Genomic DNA, 20,020 nt, shown 5'->3' on the forward strand with positions numbered 1-20,020 from the left:
TGTCCGTTGACCTTTGTGAACCTCCCAGTCGGACCCGAGGACCCGCGCATGCGCCCAGTGCTCGACCTGCCCGCCGGCTCCGGCGCCACCCCCGACCCCGGCACCCTCGTGCCGGCGCCCCGGGAGCAGCCGGACCTGCCGGAGCACGCCGAACCGCACCTTCACCTGGGGCCGCGCGAGCGCTTCCGCGCGCAGGCACAGAACTGGTGGCGCGTCACTAAGATCACCTTCTCCATCTGCATGCGCTACCGCATCACCGGCCTGGCGGCCGAGGCGGCGTTCTTCGCGCTGCTGTCGCTGCCGCCCCTGGTGATCGGGCTGGCCGGCACCCTGGGCTACCTGAACGGCTGGATCGGCGCCGCGCGGATCGCCCAGATCAAGCACAACATCCTCGGCGCCGCCGGCACGATGCTGTCCCAACCCGGCATCCTGAAGCTCGACGGGCTGCTGACGAACCTGCTCGCCAACGGGCACCCCGAGTTCATCTCCATAGGGTTCGTGCTGGCGCTGTGGGCCGGATCGCGCGCCATGAACGTTTACGTGGACACCATCACGATCGCCTACGGCCTGTCGGGCCGCCGCGGGATAGTGCGCACCCGCCTGCTGGCGTTCGGGATGTACATGCTGGGCCTGCTCCTGGGCTCGGTCGCGCTCCCGCTGCTGGTGCTCGGGCCGGACCTGCTGGTCAGCGCGTTCCCGCCGATCACCGGGCTGATCCACGCCGTGTACTGGCCGCTGATGCTCACGGTGCTGGCGGCGTTCCTCAACACCCTGTACCACCTGGCCGTGCCGGTGCGGACCCCGTGGTCGCAGGACCTGCCGGGCACAGTGCTGGCGCTGCTGTTGCTGATCGGCGGGTCGGCGCTGCTGCGGGACTGGGTCTCCAGCACCTTCGCCGACACCGACCCGACCAATTCGCTGTATGGAGGGCTCGCCGCGGCCGTGGCGATCCTCGTCTGGCTGTACATGACGGCGCTGGCCGTACTGCTCGGGGCGGCGCTGAACGCGGCCGTGGAACAAGTGTGGCCCTCGCGGCGGTTGTGGCTTGCGAGGCTGGCACTGCGCCAGCGGGTTGCCGCTCAGAGGGACGTCGACACTCCCGGTCCGGAAGGGTTTCCTACGGACGACTGAGCTGGCAGAAAACCTTGCGACAACGCGTCGCAGCCGTACGTACCATGAAGCGATCTTCCGGGATTTCGGTAGATACCGGGACAGGCGATGGACCTGGAACCCGGTCGACAAGAACCGGACAGAACAGTGAAAGCTGGGACAGCATACGTGTCAACCGCAGCTCCGATGGGCTCACAGCGGCTCCGGGCGCTGGGCTGGACGGAGGGCCACGAGAAGGCCTTCGCGGTCCTGCAGGAAGCAGCCGGCGCCGACCTCATACCGGCGTTGGTCACGGAAGCCGGTGAAGGCGGATGTACGGCCGAATCCGGCACCGGCACGCTCAGAGCCACCTACGGCCCCAATCTGCTGCTCTCCATGGCAGCGGACCCTCTCCGACGACCCCTCACCGACGACTGGATCGCCGTCCGCCGCTGGCCGGACGGACGCGCCACCGCGGAGGCCATCCTGAGCCGCCGCGTGACCCTGATGCGCCAGGAACCCTCGCGCTAGCGCCGCGGCCTCACCGCGGAGCCCCGGACTCCTGGCGGACTTCCAGGACTTTTCCCCGCGCCATAGCGGACAATCCCTCCCTTACCAGACCGGACTTCCACCGGACTTCAACGTTCCGCGACGCCGCCGGAGCCTAAGGTAATCGCTTGCGCTGGGTATGCATTCCGTGACGTAGGGGTCACGGAGCCGGCGGAAGGCTTTGGGGGCGCGAGATATGGTGCGGCAGGCAGCGGCGAGCAGCACCGCGAGTACCGAGAGTGCCGGGAACACCGGAAACACCGGAAACTCCGAGGGTGCCGGGAGCGGCGGAAGTACCGGACGTGCCGGGAGCACCGACCTGGACCCGGCACGCGTCCCGGCGCTGATCCGGGAGAGCTTCACACTGGTGGCCGACTGCGCGGACCAGGTCCTGTCGCACTTCTACGCGCTGCTCTTCACCGAGGACCCGGCGCTGCGGGACATGTTCCCGCCGATGATGGACGCGCAGCGCGACCGCCTGTTCCAGGCCCTGGTGCACATAGTCGGCCAGGCCGAGCACCCTGACGGCCTGGCCGACTATCTCAGGGACCTGGGCCGCGACCACCGCAAGTACGGCGCGCGGCCGGAACACTACGACGTGGTCTGGCGGTGCCTCATATCAGCGTTGAAACGCTATGCGGGCACCGCGTGGACCCCGGACATGGACACCGCCTGGCTGGCGGCGTACCAGCTCGTCGCCGGGACGATGATCGAGGCCGCGGAACAGGACGCGAAGCTGACGCCGGCGTGGTGGAGCGCGCGGGTGGTCGGGCATGAGCTGCGCACTCCGGACATCGCTGTCATCACGCTGGAGCCGGACGCGCCTTATGCGTTCCGCGCAGGGCAGTACTTATCGCTGGAGACACAGCGTTGGCCGCGGGTGTGGCGGCACTATTCGATCGCGAACGCCCCTCGGCACGACAACACTCTGACTTTGCACGTGCGCGCCATCCCCGCCGGGTGGGTGTCGACGGCGCTGGTGAACCACACGAAGGTCGGGGACGTCGTCCGGCTGGGCCCGCCGTCGGGGACGATGCTGTGCAACTCGCAGTCGATGCGGGACGTGCTGTGCATCGCCGGGGGCACGGGACTGGCGCCGATCAAGGCGATGGTCGAGGACATGGCGACGTGGAACACGACACGGCAGGTGCGGCTGTTCTACGGGGCACGCCATGACGACGAGCTGTACGACTTGGCAGAGCTCGAACTGCTGGCGTACCGGCGGCGCTGGCTGTCGGTGGTCTCGGCGGTGTCGCACGACCCGCGGTACCCCGGGGAGCGCGGGATGCTGCCCGACGTGGTGGCGCGCCATGGGGAGTTCTTCGAGCACTGGGCCGGGCACGACGTGTACGTGTCGGGGTCCGTGCCGATGGTGCGGGCGACGGTCGCGCGGCTGCAAGAGTTGAACATTCCGCTGGCGAGCATCCGGTTCGACGCGTACGGCGGGATGGACGGGCTGTGGCAGCCGGGGGCGGGGCAGGGCGTGCCGATGCCTCCGACGGCCCCGGTGGGGCCGGGGACGGGCGTGGAGGAGCCTCTGGATGCTGTGAGGCCGGAGGTTTCCGGGGCAGCCTCTGTCGGGTCCGCGGTGGGGTCCTGGGCGGGTTCGCGGAACGGGTGGCGGAAGGACGGCGGTTGGCGCGCCGGTGTGGCCGGGCAGGTGGGGACTGCGGAGACGCTGGACGAGTGGCTGCTTTCGCAGGCTTCTTAGGAGTCCGCTTTCCTTTGCCCGGCTGTACCTCTGAGTTGCCGTACCTCTATGCGGCTGTACCTCTACGCAGCTATTCCCTATGCGTCGAAGTCAAGTTCCACCGCCGACGTCAAGGGCCGGGACTGGCACGCCAGGACGAACCCTTCCGCCTTCTCCTCCGGCTCCAGGGCGTAGTCGTGGGCCATCGCGACCTCGCCCTGGACGATCTTCGCGCGGCAGGTGCCGCAGACGCCGCCGGTGCAGGAGTAGGGCGTGTCGGGGCGGGCCTTGAGCAGGGCGGCGAGGACGGAGTCGTCGTCCTTCGACATGGCCAGCTGGGTGCGGCGGCCGCCGAGGGTGACGGTCACGTCGACGTCGCCCTCGTCCAGCACCTTGGCGGTCTCGGCGTAGGCGGCCGGCGGCGGGGCGTCCTCGGCGTGGAAGAGCTCGAAGTGCACGTGCCCGCGCGTCACCCCGCGCTCGGCCAGCACCTCCTTGGCGGTGTCGACCATCGCCATCGGCCCGCAGAGGTAGTAGTGCGCCTCAGGGCCCGGCGACGCCGCGGCCAGCAGCTCCGGCAGCCGCTCGGCGTCGATCCGCCCGGTCAGCAGCGCCGCCTCGCGCGGCTCGCGGGAGAGCACGTGCAGCACCATCAGCCGTTCGGCGTAGCGATCCTTGAGATCGGCGAGCTCCTCCAGGAACATGACAGTGGCGGCAGTCCGATTGCCGTAAATCAGAGTGAAGCGATCCCCGCGAGCCAACGCGACCTCGGCCATGGCCAAGACCGGCGTCACCCCGCTCCCGGCGACGATACCGACGTGCTCAGGGCCCTCCTGCAAGACGAAACGCCCCGCCGGCGGCAGCACATCCACGAGGTCCCCGACCCCGAGCTTGCCCGCCGCGATCTCCCCGAACCCCCCGGGCCCGAGCTCCTTGACCGCGATGCTCAGCGTCGCGGCCCCATCGCCCCACGGTGCGGCACACAGCGAATAGGCCCGCCGAGCCTCGACCCCGCCGAGCTCCACCCGCACCGTCACATGCTGCCCCGGCACGAAGCGGAACCCGTCCCGCTCCCCCGCGGGCACCTCGAACACGACGCGCACGGCGTCATCAGTGAGCCGGTCCAGGCCGACGACAGGAAGGAAGGTCACAGCGCTCTCACAGGGGACTAGATCACAGGGACTTAATGGCCCCGAACGGCTCCCCGCACGCCCGACAGGCACGCAGGGACTGGCACGGGGTGCTGCCGAACGCGCTGATCTCGCGCGTGTCGGCACTGCCGCAGCGGGGGCAGGCGGGGGCGGCGGCGGCGGTTCGAGCTGCGGCCTGGGCTGCGCGATTTTGGAAGGGCGGGTGGGGGGCGGGGGAAGGAGAGACAGGACTGCTGCCAGCCGACGCGCGATCAGATGCGCCGCCGGACTCGACCGCGCGCCCATCGCCGACGCGCCCGATCGTCACGGCGACCGGACCGCCCGCGTGCCGTGCCGCGCCGGTCGGCGGGGCGATGCCGTGCTCGGCGAGCTTGCGGCGGCCGGCGGCGCTGATCCAGTCGGTGCTCCAGGGGGGTGACATCGCGGTGCGTGTGCGCACCTCGATCTCGGAGGCACCGGACTCGCGGAGGCGGTTCGCGACCGCTGTGCGGACGTCGGTAGCGATGACTTCGGTGGCCGGGCAGCCCACGAACGTCGGGGTGATGCGCACCTCGACCGCGCCGTCGTCCGCGAGCGAGACGCCGCGGATGATGCCGAGGTCGCCGAGGGTCACCACCGGGAGTTCCGGGTCGGGGACCGCCGATGCGGCGGCTTCCAGCGCCGCCAGGTCGAGCGCCATGCGCTGCTCGACAATCGCCATCTTCGCCACCTCCGTCGTCTTCTCGCGTCTACCAGCTAGCCCCGGGGTACTGCCGGTGCAGCGCCTGCATCTCGCCCAGCAGCAGCCCGAATCCCTCGCTGTGCCGTCCGGTGCGCCCGCCGTGCGGCTGCCAGCCGTCGGCCGGCATCGTCAGGGTCGCGGCTTCGACCACGCCGGCGACCGAGGCCTCCCACGCGGGCCGCAGCGTGCGCGGGTCGACCGCGACGCCGGATTCCACCAGCGCGGAGGCGATCGGATCCGCGAAGAACAGTTCCGCCGTGTACGGCCAGAGCTGCTCCAGTCCGGTCTGCATGCGGCGGTGACTCTCCTCGGTTCCGTCGCCGAGGCGCAGCGTCCACTGCACGGCGTGGTCGCGGTGGTAGGCGACCTCCTTCACCGCCTTCGCCGCGAGCGCGGAGAGTTCCGGGTCCGTCGAATCGCACAGGGCCGCGTACAGCTCGCTCTGGTACGTCGCGAAGTACAGCTGCCGCGCGATGGTCGCCGCGAAGTCGCCGTTGGGCTGCTCCACCAGCAGCACGTTGCGGAACTCCCGCTCCGTGCGCAGGAACGCCAGGTCGTCCTCAGAACGCCCTGCGCCCTCTAGAGAGCCCGCATACGTGAGCAGCGTCCGCGCCTGTCCCAAGAGGTCCAGCGCGAGGTTCGCCAGGGCGACGTCCTCCTCCAGCTCCGGAGAATGCGCGCACCACTCCGACAGCCGGTGCGACAGGATCAGCGCGTCGTCGCCCAACTGGAGCGCGTACTGCGCAACCGGCGCAGAGGACTCAGAGGGCTCTGTAGAGGTAGTCACAGGTTCTTCACGCCTTCCGGAACCCGGTAGAACGTCGGATGCCGATAGACCTTGTCCGCAGCCGGGTCGAAGAAGGGCTCCTTCTCGTCCGGCGAGGAAGCGGAGATCGCAGCCGCCGGGGCGACCCAAATGGAGACCCCCTCGCCGCGCCGCGTATAGAGATCTCGCGCATTGCGCAGCGCCATCTCCGCGTCCGAGGCGTGCACGCTCCCGACGTGCTGATGCGACAGCCCACGCCGCCCGCGGATGAAGACCTCCCACAGAGGCAGACCGCTACTCACGCCGCCACGTCCCTCTCACTGTCACTGTGCTTGGCCGCATAGGCCATAGCCGCCTGCCGAACCCACTCGCCGTCCTCGTGCGCCTGCACCCGCGCCGCGACGCGCTGCCGGTTGCACGGCCCGTTGCCGGCCAGGATCTCCTGGAACTCCGTCCAGTCGATCACGCCGAAGTCGTAGTGCCCCCGCTCCTCGTTCCACCGCAGGTCCGGGTCCGGGATGGTGAGCCCCAGCGCCTCGGCCTGCGGGACGCTGATGTCGACGAAGCGCTGCCGCAGGTCGTCGTTGGAGTGCCGCTTGATGCGCCAGGCCATGGACTGCGCGGAGTGCGAGGACTCGGCGTCCGGCGGGCCGAACATCATCAGCGACGGCCACCACCAGCGGTCCAGCGCGTCCTGCGCCATGGCGTGCTGCTCGGGCGTGCCGTGCGCCAGGTCGTTGAGCAGCTCGAAGCCCTGCCGCTGGTGGAAGGACTCCTCCTTGCAGATGCGCACCATGGCCCGCGCGTAGGGACCGTAGGAGCAGCGCTGGAGCGGGATCTGGTTGATGATCGCCGCGCCGTCCACCAGCCAGCCGACGGCGCCGATGTCGGCCCAGGTCAGCGTGGGGTAGTTGAAGATCGAGGAGTACTTCTGACGCCCGTTGTGCAGCGCGTCGAGCAGGTCGGCGCGGTCCACGCCGAGCGTCTCGGCGGCCGCGTAGAGGTAGAGCCCGTGCCCGGCCTCGTCCTGCACCTTCGCCAGCAGGATCGCCTTGCGCCGCAGCGAGGGGGCGCGCGTGATCCAGTTGCCCTCCGGCTGCATCCCGATGATCTCGGAGTGCGCGTGCTGCGCGATCTGGCGCACGAGCGTCTTGCGGTACGCCTCCGGCATCCAGTCCCGCGGCTCGATCCGCTCGTCGGCGGCGATCAGCCCGTCGAAGCGCTCCTGCAGCGCCGACGTGTCCAGCGGCTCCGTCACGGCATCCACCTCTCAACCGACCGAACGTTCGGTTCCATGGTCCCGCCGGGATGGCGGCGGTGTCAACAAGGAGACGGCGAAATCATCGGGAACGCCGCACGTCCCGCTGTGATGATGGGCCCATGTCCCGAACGCCGCAGCAGATCTTCCAGAGCTACATCTACGCCGGCACCATGACCCGGAACCCCGACGCCCTCGCCGAGAACTTCACGGAGGACGGCGTCTACGAGGCCCCGCTCGTGCCCGCCGGCGCCACGTTCCCCAGGAGGCTGGAAGGTCGCGAGCAGATCCGCAGCGGAATGGCGGCCTACTACGAGCAACTGCCGAAAGACGGCCGCTCCCCCAATTTCGAGAAGTCCGGATTCGTCCTGCACACCACCGCGGATCCCGACGTGTTCATCGTCGAGATCGACACGGCCTTCGACGCCGACGAAGAAACAAATGAGGCGGACACGGTCGTCTCCCTCGTGCAGATCTTCCGCATCCGCGACGACAAGATCGCGCAGTTGCGCGACTACTTCGCACCCGACCTGGTGAGCTGAAAAACAAAAGAAAATCGGCGCCGACAAAGCCGGCACCGACCAGAAAAAACCACAAAAACAAAAAATCAATCCACCCGGGTAAGCACCCGAGCCCCATCCTCGGTAATCGCGATCGTGTGCTCCGAATGCGACCCGCGCGACCCGTCCTGGAACCGCAGGGTCCAGCCGTCCGGGTCCGTGAAGATCTCGTTCGACGTCGCCGACCACCACGGCTCCAGCGCCAGCGTCAGCCCCGGCCGCAGCACCAGCCCGCGGCCCGGGCGGCCGGCGTTCGCGACGTGCGGGTCCTCGTGCATCGTGTGCCCGAGGCCGTGACCGCCGAACTGCATGTTGACCGGGTACCCGTACTCCGTCGCGACCGCCTGGATCGCCGCCGAGACGTCACCCAGCTTGGCGCCCGGGAGCGCGGCGGCGATGCCCGCCTCCAGCGCGACGCCGGTCGACTCCACCAGGCGGACGTCCTCCGGGCGCGGCGTGCCGACGATCACCGTGCGGGCCGAGTCCGCGACCCAGCCGTCGATCGAGACCGCGAAGTCCAGGGTCAGCACGTCGCTGTCGCGCAGCGTGTACTTGTGCGGCAGACCGTGCAGGACCGCGTCGTTCACCGACAGGCAGATGACATTGCGGAACGGCCCGCGCCCGAACGAGGGCGCGTAGTCCCAGTAGCACGACACCGCGCCGCGCTCCTTGATCCGGCGCCGCGCGCGCTGCTCCAGGTCCATCAGGTTCACGCCGGGGCGGGCCAGCTCGGCGAGTTCGGCCAGCGTCTCGCCCACGAACCGGCCGGTGACCGCCATCTTCTCGATCTCCTGCGGCGTCTTCAGCTCGATCACCGGGTCTTCTCCGTCCGTTCGGGATCCTCGTCCACCGTCTGCCCCGGCGCACCCTGCGCGCGCCAGCGCTGCTCGCCCTCGTCGTCCAGCTCGCCGGTCGGCGCCAGGCCGATCCGCTCGGCCACCCGGGCCGAGGCCGTGTGCCCAGGATGGATGTTCGCGCCGATCTCCGCCACGCCGCGCTCCCGCAGCCACGCCACCAGCGCCGACGCCGCCTCGACCGCGTACCCGCGGCCCTGCCACGCCGCGCCCACGACCCAGGCCACGTCCGCGTGCCGGCCGCCGTCGGCCACCGTCGCCTGCACGGTGCCGACCGCCACGCCGTCCTCGGCGCGGCGCGCGATCCAGTTCACCCACTCCTGCGAACCGTCCGGAGAACGCCCTATGGCCAAGCGCGCGTAACGCGCCTGCAGAGCTTCCAAGGTTGGCGGCTCTCCGCCGATGAACGTATAGAGCTCCGGGGCGCCGAGCACCCCGACCATCTCCTCAGCGTCGGATTCCGTTAAGGGTTTCAGCACCAGACGTGCTGTCGTCATCGGCTCGCTAAACACCCTTGCATGCTATGCGCGGTATCCGATGTCACCGATCCAGCGGCAGTCCCGCTGTTTGTAATAATCCCCGGACGACTCCGGCGGCCCTGACATCGACCGCGATCGTGCCAGGCCACAACAGACCACACCCTGATACCCGCAAACGTTTCGACCCCTCGTTCCGGTTGCCGCCGTATCCATATCGTTACCCACCTGTGACGAGGTGAGTTGACAGTCCCACAGCGCTAGAGGATGCTTTGTTTCCGTTAGGACACCTCGTTCGGTGAGGCGTCTTCACGGACAAAGGCCACTGATCCCATCGGTCGAGAGACCCTCCGGATCAGGACAGATCTCCTCGGATTAAGGGGTGATCCCAAGTGGCTGCGCAGCTGACGCTACGCCGTGAAGTGCCGAAGCTCTGACGAGAGAGGTGGCCGGGACTCGTGTTGGCCTTGCCGTGATTCGGCGGGGCGATCGGGACCCTCCCGGGCTGACCTCCCGAGGTGTCGAGTAGGACCGGTCCGCCCGCTTCGGGCGGAACCGCGCGAGACACAGGCGCCGCGGCGCCGCGGCGGGCAGGGAGGTGGTAGCGATGAAACCTGGTAGTAGGTCGGGCCACGATCGGCCCCGCATCGCGCACGACCCAGCCCACCGCCCTTCCCTCGGCGCGCGTTAACCGCATCAGTTCCCTGCCACCACCCGGCCGCACCGGGGCTCCGGCCCCACCGCTGCCGGCGGGGTGGACGCGTGCCTCCCGACCAGCCGCTCCTACTCGGCAGCAGGGGGTGTTCCATGACCACGGCCACACTGAACAGCGAAGCCCGCGACACGCACCGCCACGGCGCAGTCCTAGACGACGCGCACGTCGGCGACATCAAGGGTGCGTTCGGCACCATCAAGCTCGGCGACCACGACACCCGTCCGGGCCTGTCGGCCAAGCTCAAGACCCTGCTGGCGATCGTCGGCCCCGGGCTGATCGTGATGGTCGGCGACAACGACGCCGGCGCCTTCGCCACCTACGGCCAGGCCGGCCACGACTTCGGCACCAAGCTGCTGTGGACGCTGTTGCTGCTGGTCCCGGTCCTGTACGTGAACCAGGAGATGGTGCTGCGCCTCGGCGCCGTCACCGGCGTCGGCCACGCGCGCCTGATCTTCGAGCGCTTCGGCAAGTTCTGGGGCGCGTTCAGCGTCATCGACCTGTTCATCCTCAACGCCCTGACACTGGTCACCGAGTTCATCGGCATCACGCTGGCGACCAGCTACCTCGGGCTGCCGAAGGTACCCTCCGTCGTCATGGCGGCGCTGATCATCGTGGCGGCCGCGATGAGCGGCTCGTTCCAGCGCTTCGAGCGGATCGCGCTGACCCTGTGCGTGGGCTCGCTGCTGCTGATCCCGATCTCGATCATGGCGCACCCGAGCGCGGGCGCGATGACGCACGGCTTCATCACCCCGGTGCTCCCCGGCGGCTCGGGCCAGATGGCCACCGTGATGCTGGTGGTGATCGGCATCGTCGGCACCACCGTCGCACCCTGGCAGCTGTTCTTCCAGCAGAGCTACGTCATCGACAAGCGCATCACCCCCCGCTTCATGAAGTACGAGAAGGCCGACCTGGGCCTCGGCATCGTCGTGGTCGTGGTCGGCGCGGCGGCCACCATCGGCCTGGGCGCGGTGGCGGCGGCGCACCTGGCCGGCTCGTTCACCGACGCCACCGACGTGGCCCGCGGCCTCACGGTCTACGGCGGCCGGGTCCTCGGCGACATGTTCGCCGTGGCGCTGCTGGACGCCTCGATCATCGGCGCCTTCGCAGTCTCCCTGTCCACCGCCTACGCGATGGGCGACTGCCTGAAGATCAACCACTCACTGCACCGCGGCGTGAAGCAGGCCAAGGGCTTCTACGCGGTCTACGCCGGGATCATCGCCTTCGCCGCGGTGATCGTGCTGGTGGCCAGCGACCACGTGCAGGGCGTGCTGACCGTCGGCGTGCAGGCCCTGGCCGGCGTACTGCTGCCCTCGGCGTCGGTGTACCTGCTGCTGCTGTGCGTCGACAAGGAAGTCCTCGGACCCTGGGTCAACAACCGCAAGACCACGGTCTTCACCGGCACGGTGATCGCGGTCCTGGTGGCGCTGTCCCTGGTGCTGACCGGCTCGGTGCTGGACCAGAACATCACCGCCGGGCAGATCGAGGCGATCCTCGGCGGATGCGGGGTCGTCACGCTGGGCTTCGGCGCTTGGATGGCTGTCAAGGCCCTGCGGGCACGGCGGGCCCCGGACTACGTCGCCGAGTTCATCGACCGCTCGGGCCGGGACGAGTGGCGGACGCCGCCGCTGGACCAGCTCGGCCAGGTCCGGTTCTCGGCCGGCACCCGGGTCGGGCTGACCGTGCTGCGGGCCTACCTCGCGGTGGCGACGGTGCTGGTGGCGGTCAAGCTGGTCTCGATGATGCTCGGGCACTGACTTTCCCCCAGACCCGGAGACTCCCGAAAGACAGACAGCAAGGCGCTGGGCGAAGCGATCGCCCGGCGCCTTGTGGTTGCAGCCCGCGACTTCCCGCGCTCCCCGACGACTCCTTTTCAGAGCTACGAAAAAACATGGGCGTGTTGTTCCCGCGGGTCACTCGGTTGGCGCAGCGCTTCGGCTCCGGCTCGGGCTTCGGGTCCGGCTCCGGACTTCGGACTTCGGCTTCGGCTCCGGACTTCGGCTCCGGACTTCGGCTTCGGGCTCGGCTTTGGGCTTGGCCCCGGGCTCGGCTTCGGCTTCGGGCTCAGCTTCGGGCTCGGCTTCGGGCTCGGCTTTGAGCTCGGTTGCGGGCTCGGCTCGGCCTTGGGCTCGGCCCCGGGCTCGGTTCGGCTTTGGACTCGGCCCCGGGCTCGGCTTCGGCTTCGGGCTCGGTTGCGGGCTCGGCTTTGGACTCGGCCCCGGGCTCGGCTTCGGACTCGGTTGCGGACTCGGCTCCGGCTGCCGAACCTACCGCCGCTCCATGTACGCCTCTTCGAGGTCCAGCTGGTGCAGCACCCGCCGGTACACGTCGTCGTTGATCTCCCGCAGGTCCCGCAGGTGCTCGATGGCTGCGCGCTCGGCGTCCAGCATCGACCGTCGCGCGTCCTCGACCGCCGCCGCGCTCGCGCTTGGGCCGCCGGAAGCGACCTGCATCGCGTACTTCTTCGCCTTGTCGCCGCGCCATCGGGCCTGGTCGCGCATGCGGTCCACGGCCGGGTCGGGGAGTGTGGCCTCCAGCTCGTCCAGGCGCGCCAGGCCGGCGGTGGCCGCCGTTCCCATTGCGCTGCAGTAGGCGAACGCGTCCTCCTTCACCTCGTCCGTGGCCTCGACGCCGAGGCGGCGGATCAGCGGTGGCAGGGTCAGGCCTTGGACGATGAGCGTTGCCAGCACCACGAACAGCGTCAGGAACTGGACCAGTTCGCGGTCCGGAAGCGGTCCGCCGTGGTTGTCGGTCAACGGGATCGCGGCCGCCGCGGCCAGTGAGACCACGCCGCGCATGCCGGCCCAGCCGACCACGAACAGGATCCTCGGCGTGCGGGTCTGGGGTGGTGGAGGCGCGAGTGGCGCGTTGCGGCGCAGGTGCCGGACCAGGAAGCCGCCGATGTAGCCGAACGTGTAGACCCCGCCGAACCGTGCCAGCACCACGATCGTGAAGGCCGCCATGCCATAGCCGATCAGCTGCCAGGCCCCCCAGTTGTCCACGTCGCGCAGGATCGGGATCAGCTGGAGGCCGATCAGGGCGAAGACCGTGGCTTCCAGGATCTCGACGATCACGTCCCACAGCGCGGTGTCCAACATCCGTGTCGCGTATCCCGCGCGGACCCGGCGATGTCCGAGGTACAGACCGAGGATGACGACGCCCATGACGCCCGAGACGTGCACCGCCTCGGCCGTGATGTAGACGACGAACGGCAATATCAGCGAGATCGCGCTCTCGGCGCGCGGATCCCGCATCCGGAAGCGGATCGGGTCCCACACCATCGCCACCACCGCGCCGATCACGATGCCCCCGGCGGCGGAGAGCACGAAGCGCCCGACCGCGTCGAAGACCGTGACGGTCTCCCCCACCGCGGCGGCCAGCGCGATGCGGAACGCGGTCAGCGCGGTGGCGTCGTTGAACAGCCCCTCGCCGACCAGCACGTCGACGGTCCGGCGCGGCAGTCCCAAGCGTTTCGCAATGGAGATCGCCGCGACGGTATCGGGTGGCCCGAGCACCGCCCCCAGCACGAACGCCACCGGCAGCGGCATCCCCGGGATCAGCCAGTGCATTGCGAACCCGGTGAGCAGTGTGGTGACCAGCACCATCGCCACCGACAGGATCAGCACCGCCGACCAGTTCTCGCGCAGCGACGGCACCGACGTCTCCACCGCCGCCTGGTACAGCAGCGGGGGCAGCAGGATCATCAGCACGAACTCGGGCTCGAGGTCGTAGTCCGGGATGAACGGGGCGATCGACACCAGCAGTCCGACGACGACCAGCACGAGCGGACCGCTGAGGTCGAAACGCCGGGCGAGCGCGGACACCACGACGGAGAAGAACGGGACGCCCAGCAGGAAAAGGAGGTGTTGAGCCGTCATGACACCTGATCATCCCATGACAGACGGGTCGAACGGCGCGCCCGCGGACGGATCACCCGCGAGCCGTGCGCCACACCTCCTCCGGAAGGGCCTCGGCGAGCGCCACCAACATGTTGAGACAGGTCTCCACCCAGTGCGGCTTCACGTTGCCCTTGCCCCAGGTCAGCAACCTGGTTCCCTCGATCCGCCAGGAGAAGTCCGGCCAGGAGGCGATCAGCCGCAGCACCTTCGGGTCCAGGATGTCGGCGGCCAGCTGATGACTCGTCGTGGTGACCTGGTAGCGCTGGTCGAAGGCGGGATCGCCGCGGACGAACTCCGGCGCGCCGGCCAGGACGCCGGGACCGATCTGCTTGTTCTCCCGCGACGCGCGCGCCACGACTTCCAGCGCGGGCAACGGCGCGGGCAGGTCGTCGACGCAGGCCGCCCAGTAGTGGTGGGTGTCGTCGCCGTCGCTGCCCGGGGTCTTGTATTCGTAGTCGATCACGAGGATCGAGCGGCCGTCGTGCCGGCCGCGCAAGACGATCCGCGCGACGCGGCCGTGCCCGGAGGCGAACGGCCGGCCGCCGAACGTGCCCGGCAGCTGCCGGTCGTTCGTCGCCAGATCCCAGCGCTTGACGGCGGCCATCGCGACCAGCGCGCGCCGGCGCCGGACGTTGGCGGCGATCCCGGCAGCCATGATGACCGCCAGGAAACCTATGAAGATCAGCAGAGGCACACCCACGGGGTCATGCCTACCATCGCGGCGCGGATGCCGTCACCCGCGCGGCACAACGGTTTCCCCATCGCCACGAGGCTTCCCCACCGATCAGCGCGCGCCGTCGCGGACGATCAGCGAGCGCCGTCGCGGACGCTCAGCGCGTGCCGTTGCAGTAGTACGCGGTCCCGTTGAAGTACTGGTTGTCCCAGAAGTACAGGTCCGCCCACGTCTGCGGACCGGCGACGCCGTCCACGGCCAGCTTCGGGTAGGGCGGGTTGCCGCCGGGCGAGTGCACGGTCGGGGAGTTGTTGCAGCCCTGGAACGCGGTCATCGCCGACTGCGTGTCCGCGCCCCACGAACCGTCGATCACCAGCGGCTTGATGCCCAGCTCGGACTTCTTGAGCAGGCACTGGAGTTCCTTGACCGCGTTGACGTTGCCCGAGCCCTCCTTGATGGTGGGCATCTGCGAGGCTGGCAGGTCCAGGTACGTGCAGTCGCTGGACGGCGCGGCCGCGGTGCTCGGCTTCGGCGGCGCGGCCGTCGGGGCCGGAGCGCTCGACTTGGGCGTGCTGGGCGCCGGGTTCGACGGCGCCGGGGCTCCGTGCGTCGAGGTCGCGGGGCTGCCCGGGTGGGAGGTGGTCGGGTGCCCGCCGGGGGTCGTGGTGGTACCGCCGCTGGAGCTGGAGGTGGAGTTCTGGCCCGGCTGGCCGCCGGTCGTGGCGCCGGAGGCCGCGGACGAGGAGGTCGGGGAGCCTTGAAGATTCGCGCCCTGCGCGCCGTTGCTCGACGGGCCCGCGGCCATGCTGTCGCCGTCGGGCTTGCCGCCGCCGTTGGCGACGACCGCCGAGCCGTCGCCGCCGCCGCTGGAGCTGCCGGTCACCGAGGCCCCGGCGCCGGCCAGGGAGGTCTTGTCGTGCTTCGAGGTGTCGCGGCTCAGGTAGGCCACCGTGCCGCCGATGCCGACCACGGCCACCACGGCCAGGGCCGAGACGAGCAGGGTCCTGCGGTTGCGGCCGGGGCCGTCGCGACCGCCGTCACCAGGACCGTAGCCGTTGGGACCGTAGCCGCCGGGTCCCTCGGGGCCGCCGGACAGCGGCATCCCGTACGGGGACATCATCGACGGCGGCGCAGGTTGCCCGGGGTCCTGCGGCGACGACGACTGGGGGGCGAGATACGGCGGTTGCGCCGATTCCGGTCCCGGCCCGAACGGCGGCTGCGCGCCGCCGGCGGGGCCGGACGGTGACTGGGGCGTCCCCCAAGGTGAGTGGTGATCGGGCGAGCTCATGGTCGGTCATCGTATCTTCGGCGCCTCCGGGACCGGTCCCCGGCTCGGCAAAGTGCGGGTAAAACCACCCTCGCGGCACGCCCATCACGCATGAACCTCGACAAACGTGTTGTGGCCGGACGTCCCGGGGCGGGATCATCGAGGACATGACGCTGCCCCGCCAGCGCCCTCAGGGGCCTGCCACGCGACCGGCCCCCGTCCCCGACGACAAGACCAAGGAGACACCGGGCAAGGAGACTCCGGGCAAGGAGACACCGGCGAAGGAGACACCGACCCAGGACAAGCACCCGGCGACCGACAAGCGCCCGGCGCACGACCCCGGGGACCGGCTGCCCTTCCGGGTGACGATCGACGACTCCGACACCCCCTACGACGTCGTGGACGCGCTGCTGCTCACGCCGTTCACCACCGGCGTCCAGCCGCACGCCCGGCACGCCCGCCTGGACGCGCTGCGCGAGGACGCGACGCTGGTCCCGGCCGAGGGCGAGGTCCTGCGCTCGGTGGTGGAGGACAAGCGCGAGTCCTGCCTGACCGCCGGCCCCGGCTGGACCGCGCGCTCGGTGCGCTGGTCCAGCGGCGGCGGCGAGGTCACGGTGGTCGCCGAGACCCCGGAGCTGGCCACCAAGATCCTCGACCAGGCCACCGACGGCGTGGCGGCCGAGGAGGAGCCGGAGGAGGAGAAGGTCTCCGTCGGCTTCTGGTACGCCGCGCCGCAGCGCGGCCCCTACCGCACGGTGCGGACCATCACGGCCGAGCCGTGGGAGGCCGTCCGCAAGAACTACTCGGCCTCGGCCGCCACCGCGATGGACAAGCTGATGGCGGTCCGCCGCACCGAGGCCGCCGGCCGCATGATCCTGCTGCACGGCGCCCCGGGCACCGGCAAGACCACGGCCCTGCGCACCCTGGCGCGCGAGTGGCGCGACTGGTGCCAGGTCGACTACGTCCTGGACCCCGACGCGCTGTTCTCCTCCCCCGGCTACCTCATGGAGGTGGCGATGGGCGTGGAGTACCACGGGCACGGCGAGGACGAGGAGAACCGCCGCCGCTGGCGCCTGCTGCTGCTCGAGGACTGCGACGAGCTGATCCGCGGCGAGGCCAAGGCCACCAGCGGCCAGGCCCTGTCCCGGCTGCTGAACCTCACCGACGGCCTGCTCGGCCAGGGCCGCGACGTGCTGGTCGCGATCACCACGAACGAGAACCTGGCCAGCCTGCACCCGGCGGTGATAAGGCCGGGGCGCTGCCTGGCGCAGATCGAGGTCGGCCCGCTCCCCCGCACCGAGGCGCTGGCCTGGCTGGAGCGCGAGGGAACCGACCCGGCGCGGGTCACCGCGGCGCGCCTGGGGCGCGGCGGGGGCGGCGGCGGGACCGCGATCGGCGGGCTGACGCTGGCCGAGCTGATCGCGGCGCGGGATGGGAGCGAGCCGGTGGCGTCCAGCGGGGACGACACGGGGACGGGGTTGTACCTGTAGGGCTGTGGGCGGCTGTAGGCGCCGCCGGCCGCCCGCCAGTCGTCCTCGCCGCTAGCCGCCCGAGCTGCTCGGCGAGGACGCCGCCGTGAAGTTCCACTCCCGCCCCACGAACACCTTCCCGTCGTAGCCGTAGTGCGCTTCCAGCAGCGGCACGACGGTGCCGGGGTCGGAGGTGTAGATCGTGATCGTGCCGTCGTTCTCCAGCGCGGTGCCGAAGGTCACGCCCCGGCTCTTCCAGTAGGCCGTGTCCTGGTCCATCCGGTGCCCCAGGAACCACTGCTCGGAAGCGTCCAGGACGCTGTCGCGGAACACCACGGTGAACGGGTACGCGGCCTGGATCGCGTCGTGTTCCAGCGTCGGGTCGATGCCCGGCTTGCGATAGACGAGGATCGGGTTGTTATCGGAGATGAGAAGGACTCCCATGTAGGAGTTGTCGTGGCCGTCCTGCAGCACGTTGGCCACGCGGTCGGCGGCCTGCTGCTTCGGCGAGTTGGTCCAGGGCGGGACGACCAGCGTCGTCGAGGGCTGCGACGGTGGCGGTGGCACGGGGCGCGAGGTCGGCGACGACGGGAGCGGCGGCGGGGACGTCGAGGACGTCCCGGCCGCGGCGACGGCGTTGCCGACGTCGGCGGTGACGGGCTTGTGACCGCCCCACCCGGCCAGCGGCGCCACCGCCAGCACGCAGCCCGCGACCACGGCGATCGCCCCGACACCGCCGAACGTCCGGGCCCGCGCGCGCCGGCGTGCCGCACTGGCCAGCGCGCGGTCGCCGAGCGCCACGGTGGTGGGGAATTCGGGCAGTGCGGACGCGAGCAGGTTGCGGACCAGTTCGTGCTCGGACACGGCGTGCTCGTCGTCTTCGGCCAGGTCGCGCTCGTCCTCGAAGTCGTTCTCAGAAGTCATACCGAGACCTCCTGGGCTCGCTGGGTTCGGGACATCCGGGTGCGCAGGGTGGCGAGTGCCTTCGAGCTCTGACTCTTCACGGTGCCGTTGCTGCAGCCCAGCATCGCCGCGGTCTCGGCCTCGGACATGTCGAGGTAGTAGCGCAGCATGACGACGGCGCGTTGCCGCGGGGGCAGGGAGCGGAGCGCGGCGGCGAGCTCGGAGCGGTCGTCCACGGCCTCGTATCCCCCGTCGGACGTCAGGACCCCGTTCGCCGGCTCCCACGACGACGCGCGCCCCGCCGTCATCCCGGGCAGGTGGCCCGAGGGCACCTCGCCGTGCCACTTCCGGCGCCACCACGACGTGGCGGTGGTGACCATGGTCTTGCGCAGGTAGGCCTCGACCGCGCCGTCCCGGGCCAGCCGCTCCCACCGCGGCAGCACCTTGACCAGGGCCGTCTGCAGCAGGTCCTCGGCCAGATGCGCGTCTCCGGTCAGGAGCCACGCGGCGCGCAGGAGAGTTGACTGGCGCGCCGCGAGGAACTCCCGGAAACCGTCCGGTTCTCGCACCTTCGCCCCCCGTCGTTGTGGGCGCCCGGGCGGGCGCCATCCCTGCTAACGCGGCGGGGCTGGGGCGGGGTTGCCCGGTTCTCTCAGGTGCTGTGCCGGACGAAGTTCGGCCGGACGTCCGCCTCGTCGTAGTACCGGTGGAACACCGCCGTGGCTCCGCCGGACAAGGGTGGCACGATCCACGACCACTCCGCCGGGCAGACCCGTCCGGCGTGTTCCTCCTTGGCCACGTGTTTCAGGAACCGGTGTGCCTCGGTGTGGTGGTCGGCCATCGTGACACCGGCTTGTTCGTAGGAGTGGAGTACGGCGACGTTCAGCTCGACCAGGGCCCGGTCGCGCCAGAGCGTGCGGTCGGACGTGGTGTCCAGGCCGAGGTTGGCCGCGACGGTCGGGAGCAGGTCGTAGCGGTCGGCGTCGGCGAGGTTGCGGGAGCCGATCTCGGTGCCCATGTACCAGCCGTTGAACGGCGCGCAGGAGTAGTGCAGGCCGCCGACTTCCAGGCACATGTCGCTGATCACGGGCAGGGCGTGCCAGCGGATGCCGAGATCGGCGAACCAGGGGTGGCGGGGGTGGGAGAGCGGGACTTCGAGGACGCAGTCCTGCGGGAGTACGTGGACATAGGGACGGTAGCCCTCGGCTTCGATGACCAGCGGGAGGATGTCGAAGGCGGTGCCGTGGCCGTACCAGCCGAGGGCTCGGACGCTGTCGGTCAGAGCGATGTTGCGCGGGTCCCCGAGGGTGCTGGGCCGTGTGCCGGGTTGTGTACCGGGTTGCGTGCCGAGTTGCGTACCGGGCTGCGTGCCGGGCCGTGCGCGCGCCGGCGGCAGCGTCGTGCCGTCCGCCGGCGGGACGCCGTCGTCGACGCGGTACCCGGCGTAGCGGATGAGCTGTTCGTTGCGGATGCGCGGGCCGGGGCGGTCCGGGCGGTCCGGCGCGAAAACCGTGATGGTGGGCCGGATGCGGCCGTCGTTCGTGGCTTCGCGCAGGTGGCCCACGCACTCCTCGGCGATTCGCAGGGGCCTGTCGGCCGCACGCCGGTCGCGCAGCCTGAGGGACTGCCAGTAGAGGCGGCCGATGCAGCGGGAGGAGTTGCGCCACGCCACTCGGGCGCCGTATTCGAGTTCGGCGAAGGTGTGGTCGTACGTCGCCTCGGCGCGGATCGCGGCGGCCACGGCGCGGCGGCGGGCGGGGAGTTCGGCGGTGCGGTCCAGTTCGGTGTAGCACTGGTGCAGGAAGCGGTCGGCCTCTTCGGAAAGCTCTTCGATGCTGGCTAGGCTGGATAATCGGTCGCCAGGGCACTTCTGGCGTATCGCATGACGGAACACGGGGATCCCCTCCGCTCGGCAGGCGAATGCAGAGCGTCATCGTATGTCTACAACTGGTGTGCGTACTACCGATTGCGAGGATCCGGCTC

19 protein-coding genes and 1 riboswitch are annotated in these 20,020 nt (G+C 70.3%); of the genes, 6 read left to right on the forward strand and 13 right to left on the reverse strand.

Annotated features, from left to right (window positions below):
• Positions 1-48 precede the first annotated feature (48 nt).
• From ABH920_RS10685 to ABH920_RS10695, 3 genes are all read left to right on the forward strand, one after another.
• Complete coding sequence (locus ABH920_RS10685) at positions 49-1,131, forward strand: YihY/virulence factor BrkB family protein (protein WP_370348746.1); 1,083 nt, start codon at positions 49-51, stop codon at positions 1,129-1,131.
• Positions 1,132-1,278: 147 nt separating this feature from the next.
• Positions 1,279-1,620 carry a hypothetical protein gene (locus ABH920_RS10690; RefSeq protein ID WP_194920988.1) on the forward strand — a complete coding sequence of 114 codons (342 nt, stop codon included), beginning with the start codon at positions 1,279-1,281 and terminating at the stop codon, positions 1,618-1,620.
• Positions 1,621-1,834: 214 nt separating this feature from the next.
• Positions 1,835-3,349 carry a globin domain-containing protein gene (locus ABH920_RS10695; protein WP_370348747.1) on the forward strand — a complete coding sequence of 505 codons (1,515 nt, stop codon included), beginning with the start codon at positions 1,835-1,837 and terminating at the stop codon, positions 3,347-3,349.
• A gap of 77 nt (positions 3,350-3,426) precedes the next feature.
• Here the strand turns inward: ABH920_RS10695 and ABH920_RS10700 are convergent, their stop codons facing one another.
• The 5 genes from ABH920_RS10700 to paaA are packed head-to-tail and all read right to left on the reverse strand — an operon-like array spanning position 3,427 to position 7,224.
• Positions 3,427-4,479: a 2Fe-2S iron-sulfur cluster-binding protein gene (locus ABH920_RS10700; RefSeq protein WP_370348748.1), complete on the reverse strand. Its 1,053-nt coding sequence runs from the start codon at positions 4,477-4,479 to the stop codon at positions 3,427-3,429.
• A gap of 22 nt (positions 4,480-4,501) precedes the next feature.
• On the reverse strand, positions 4,502-5,179 hold the full coding sequence (gene paaD / locus ABH920_RS10705) for a 1,2-phenylacetyl-CoA epoxidase subunit PaaD (protein ID WP_370348749.1): 678 nt from the start codon (positions 5,177-5,179) through the stop codon (positions 4,502-4,504).
• Positions 5,180-5,207: 28 nt separating this feature from the next.
• Complete coding sequence (paaC, locus tag ABH920_RS10710; RefSeq protein ID WP_370348750.1) at positions 5,208-5,987, reverse strand: 1,2-phenylacetyl-CoA epoxidase subunit PaaC; 780 nt, start codon at positions 5,985-5,987, stop codon at positions 5,208-5,210.
• Positions 5,984-6,268, reverse strand: coding sequence for a 1,2-phenylacetyl-CoA epoxidase subunit PaaB (paaB, locus tag ABH920_RS10715; protein ID WP_370348751.1), 285 nt, complete (start codon positions 6,266-6,268; stop codon positions 5,984-5,986). The genes paaC and paaB overlap by 4 nt, the downstream gene beginning before the upstream one ends.
• On the reverse strand, positions 6,265-7,224 hold the full coding sequence (gene paaA / locus ABH920_RS10720) for a 1,2-phenylacetyl-CoA epoxidase subunit PaaA (RefSeq protein WP_370348752.1): 960 nt from the start codon (positions 7,222-7,224) through the stop codon (positions 6,265-6,267). The genes paaB and paaA overlap by 4 nt, the downstream gene beginning before the upstream one ends.
• 122 nt (positions 7,225-7,346) lie before the next feature.
• On the opposite strand from paaA, the gene ABH920_RS10725 reads away from it, so the two are divergent.
• A complete protein-coding gene (locus ABH920_RS10725) occupies positions 7,347-7,766 on the forward strand; it encodes a nuclear transport factor 2 family protein (protein ID WP_370348753.1) in 420 nt (139 codons plus the stop codon).
• A gap of 65 nt (positions 7,767-7,831) precedes the next feature.
• Here the strand turns inward: ABH920_RS10725 and map are convergent, their stop codons facing one another.
• Together map and ABH920_RS10735 are read right to left on the reverse strand one after the other, a co-directional pair.
• On the reverse strand, positions 7,832-8,599 hold the full coding sequence (gene map / locus ABH920_RS10730; protein WP_370348754.1) for a type I methionyl aminopeptidase: 768 nt from the start codon (positions 8,597-8,599) through the stop codon (positions 7,832-7,834).
• Complete coding sequence (locus ABH920_RS10735) at positions 8,596-9,135, reverse strand: GNAT family N-acetyltransferase (RefSeq protein ID WP_370348755.1); 540 nt, start codon at positions 9,133-9,135, stop codon at positions 8,596-8,598. Before ABH920_RS10735 ends, map begins: the two co-directional genes overlap by 4 nt.
• A gap of 262 nt (positions 9,136-9,397) precedes the next feature.
• Positions 9,398-9,566, forward strand: a riboswitch (M-box (ykoK) riboswitch).
• Between the two features lie 355 nt (positions 9,567-9,921).
• On the opposite strand from ABH920_RS10735, the gene ABH920_RS10740 reads away from it, so the two are divergent.
• Positions 9,922-11,583 (forward strand): NRAMP family divalent metal transporter, encoded by a 1,662-nt coding sequence (locus ABH920_RS10740; RefSeq protein WP_370348756.1) that lies wholly within the window; start codon positions 9,922-9,924, stop codon positions 11,581-11,583.
• Positions 11,584-12,093: 510 nt separating this feature from the next.
• On the opposite strand, the gene ABH920_RS10745 is transcribed toward ABH920_RS10740, so the two are convergent.
• From ABH920_RS10745 to ABH920_RS10755, 3 genes are all read right to left on the reverse strand, one after another.
• Entirely contained in the window at positions 12,094-13,704 is a 1,611-nt protein-coding gene (locus ABH920_RS10745) for a Na+/H+ antiporter (RefSeq protein ID WP_370348757.1), read from the reverse strand.
• Between the two features lie 52 nt (positions 13,705-13,756).
• Positions 13,757-14,425 (reverse strand): hypothetical protein, encoded by a 669-nt coding sequence (locus ABH920_RS10750; RefSeq protein WP_370348758.1) that lies wholly within the window; start codon positions 14,423-14,425, stop codon positions 13,757-13,759.
• 130 nt (positions 14,426-14,555) lie between these two features.
• The gene (locus ABH920_RS10755) at positions 14,556-15,686 is read right to left on the reverse strand and encodes a peptidoglycan-binding protein (protein WP_370348759.1); all 1,131 of its coding nucleotides are present in this window, start codon (positions 15,684-15,686) and stop codon (positions 14,556-14,558) included.
• A gap of 146 nt (positions 15,687-15,832) precedes the next feature.
• On the opposite strand from ABH920_RS10755, the gene ABH920_RS10760 reads away from it, so the two are divergent.
• Entirely contained in the window at positions 15,833-17,155 is a 1,323-nt protein-coding gene (locus tag ABH920_RS10760; RefSeq protein WP_370348760.1) for a DUF5925 domain-containing protein, read from the forward strand.
• 51 nt (positions 17,156-17,206) lie between these two features.
• Here ABH920_RS10760 and ABH920_RS10765 read toward each other — a convergent pair whose 3' ends face one another.
• The 3 genes from ABH920_RS10765 to ABH920_RS10775 all read right to left on the reverse strand — a co-directional run bounded on the left by ABH920_RS10765 (position 17,207) and on the right by ABH920_RS10775 (position 19,931).
• Positions 17,207-18,058, reverse strand: a complete 852-nt coding sequence (locus ABH920_RS10765) for a hypothetical protein (protein ID WP_370348761.1) — start codon at positions 18,056-18,058, stop codon at positions 17,207-17,209.
• Positions 18,055-18,606 (reverse strand): SigE family RNA polymerase sigma factor, encoded by a 552-nt coding sequence (locus ABH920_RS10770; RefSeq protein ID WP_370348762.1) that lies wholly within the window; start codon positions 18,604-18,606, stop codon positions 18,055-18,057. Before ABH920_RS10770 ends, ABH920_RS10765 begins: the two co-directional genes overlap by 4 nt.
• Before the next feature lie 83 nt (positions 18,607-18,689).
• Positions 18,690-19,931, reverse strand: coding sequence for a nitric oxide synthase oxygenase (locus tag ABH920_RS10775; protein WP_370348763.1), 1,242 nt, complete (start codon positions 19,929-19,931; stop codon positions 18,690-18,692).
• Positions 19,932-20,020 lie beyond the last annotated feature (89 nt).

This window comes from Catenulispora sp. EB89 (assembly GCF_041261445.1).
Lineage (GTDB): Bacteria > Actinomycetota > Actinomycetes > Streptomycetales > Catenulisporaceae > Catenulispora.

Coding starts and splice junctions, on each gene's coding strand:
- ABH920_RS10685 (WP_370348746.1), top strand. CDS start 49: ATGCGCCCAGTGCTCGACCTGCCCGCCGGCTCCGGCGCCACCCCCGAC.
- ABH920_RS10695 (WP_370348747.1), top strand. CDS start 1,835: ATGGTGCGGCAGGCAGCGGCGAGCAGCACCGCGAGTACCGAGAGTGCC.
- paaD (WP_370348749.1), bottom strand. CDS start 5,179: ATGGCGATTGTCGAGCAGCGCATGGCGCTCGACCTGGCGGCGCTGGAA.
- ABH920_RS10725 (WP_370348753.1), top strand. CDS start 7,347: ATGTCCCGAACGCCGCAGCAGATCTTCCAGAGCTACATCTACGCCGGC.
- ABH920_RS10735 (WP_370348755.1), bottom strand. CDS start 9,135: ATGACGACAGCACGTCTGGTGCTGAAACCCTTAACGGAATCCGACGCT.
- ABH920_RS10740 (WP_370348756.1), top strand. CDS start 9,922: ATGACCACGGCCACACTGAACAGCGAAGCCCGCGACACGCACCGCCAC.
- ABH920_RS10745 (WP_370348757.1), bottom strand. CDS start 13,704: ATGACGGCTCAACACCTCCTTTTCCTGCTGGGCGTCCCGTTCTTCTCC.
- ABH920_RS10755 (WP_370348759.1), bottom strand. CDS start 15,686: ATGAGCTCGCCCGATCACCACTCACCTTGGGGGACGCCCCAGTCACCG.
- ABH920_RS10760 (WP_370348760.1), top strand. CDS start 15,833: ATGACGCTGCCCCGCCAGCGCCCTCAGGGGCCTGCCACGCGACCGGCC.
- ABH920_RS10765 (WP_370348761.1), bottom strand. CDS start 18,058: ATGACTTCTGAGAACGACTTCGAGGACGAGCGCGACCTGGCCGAAGAC.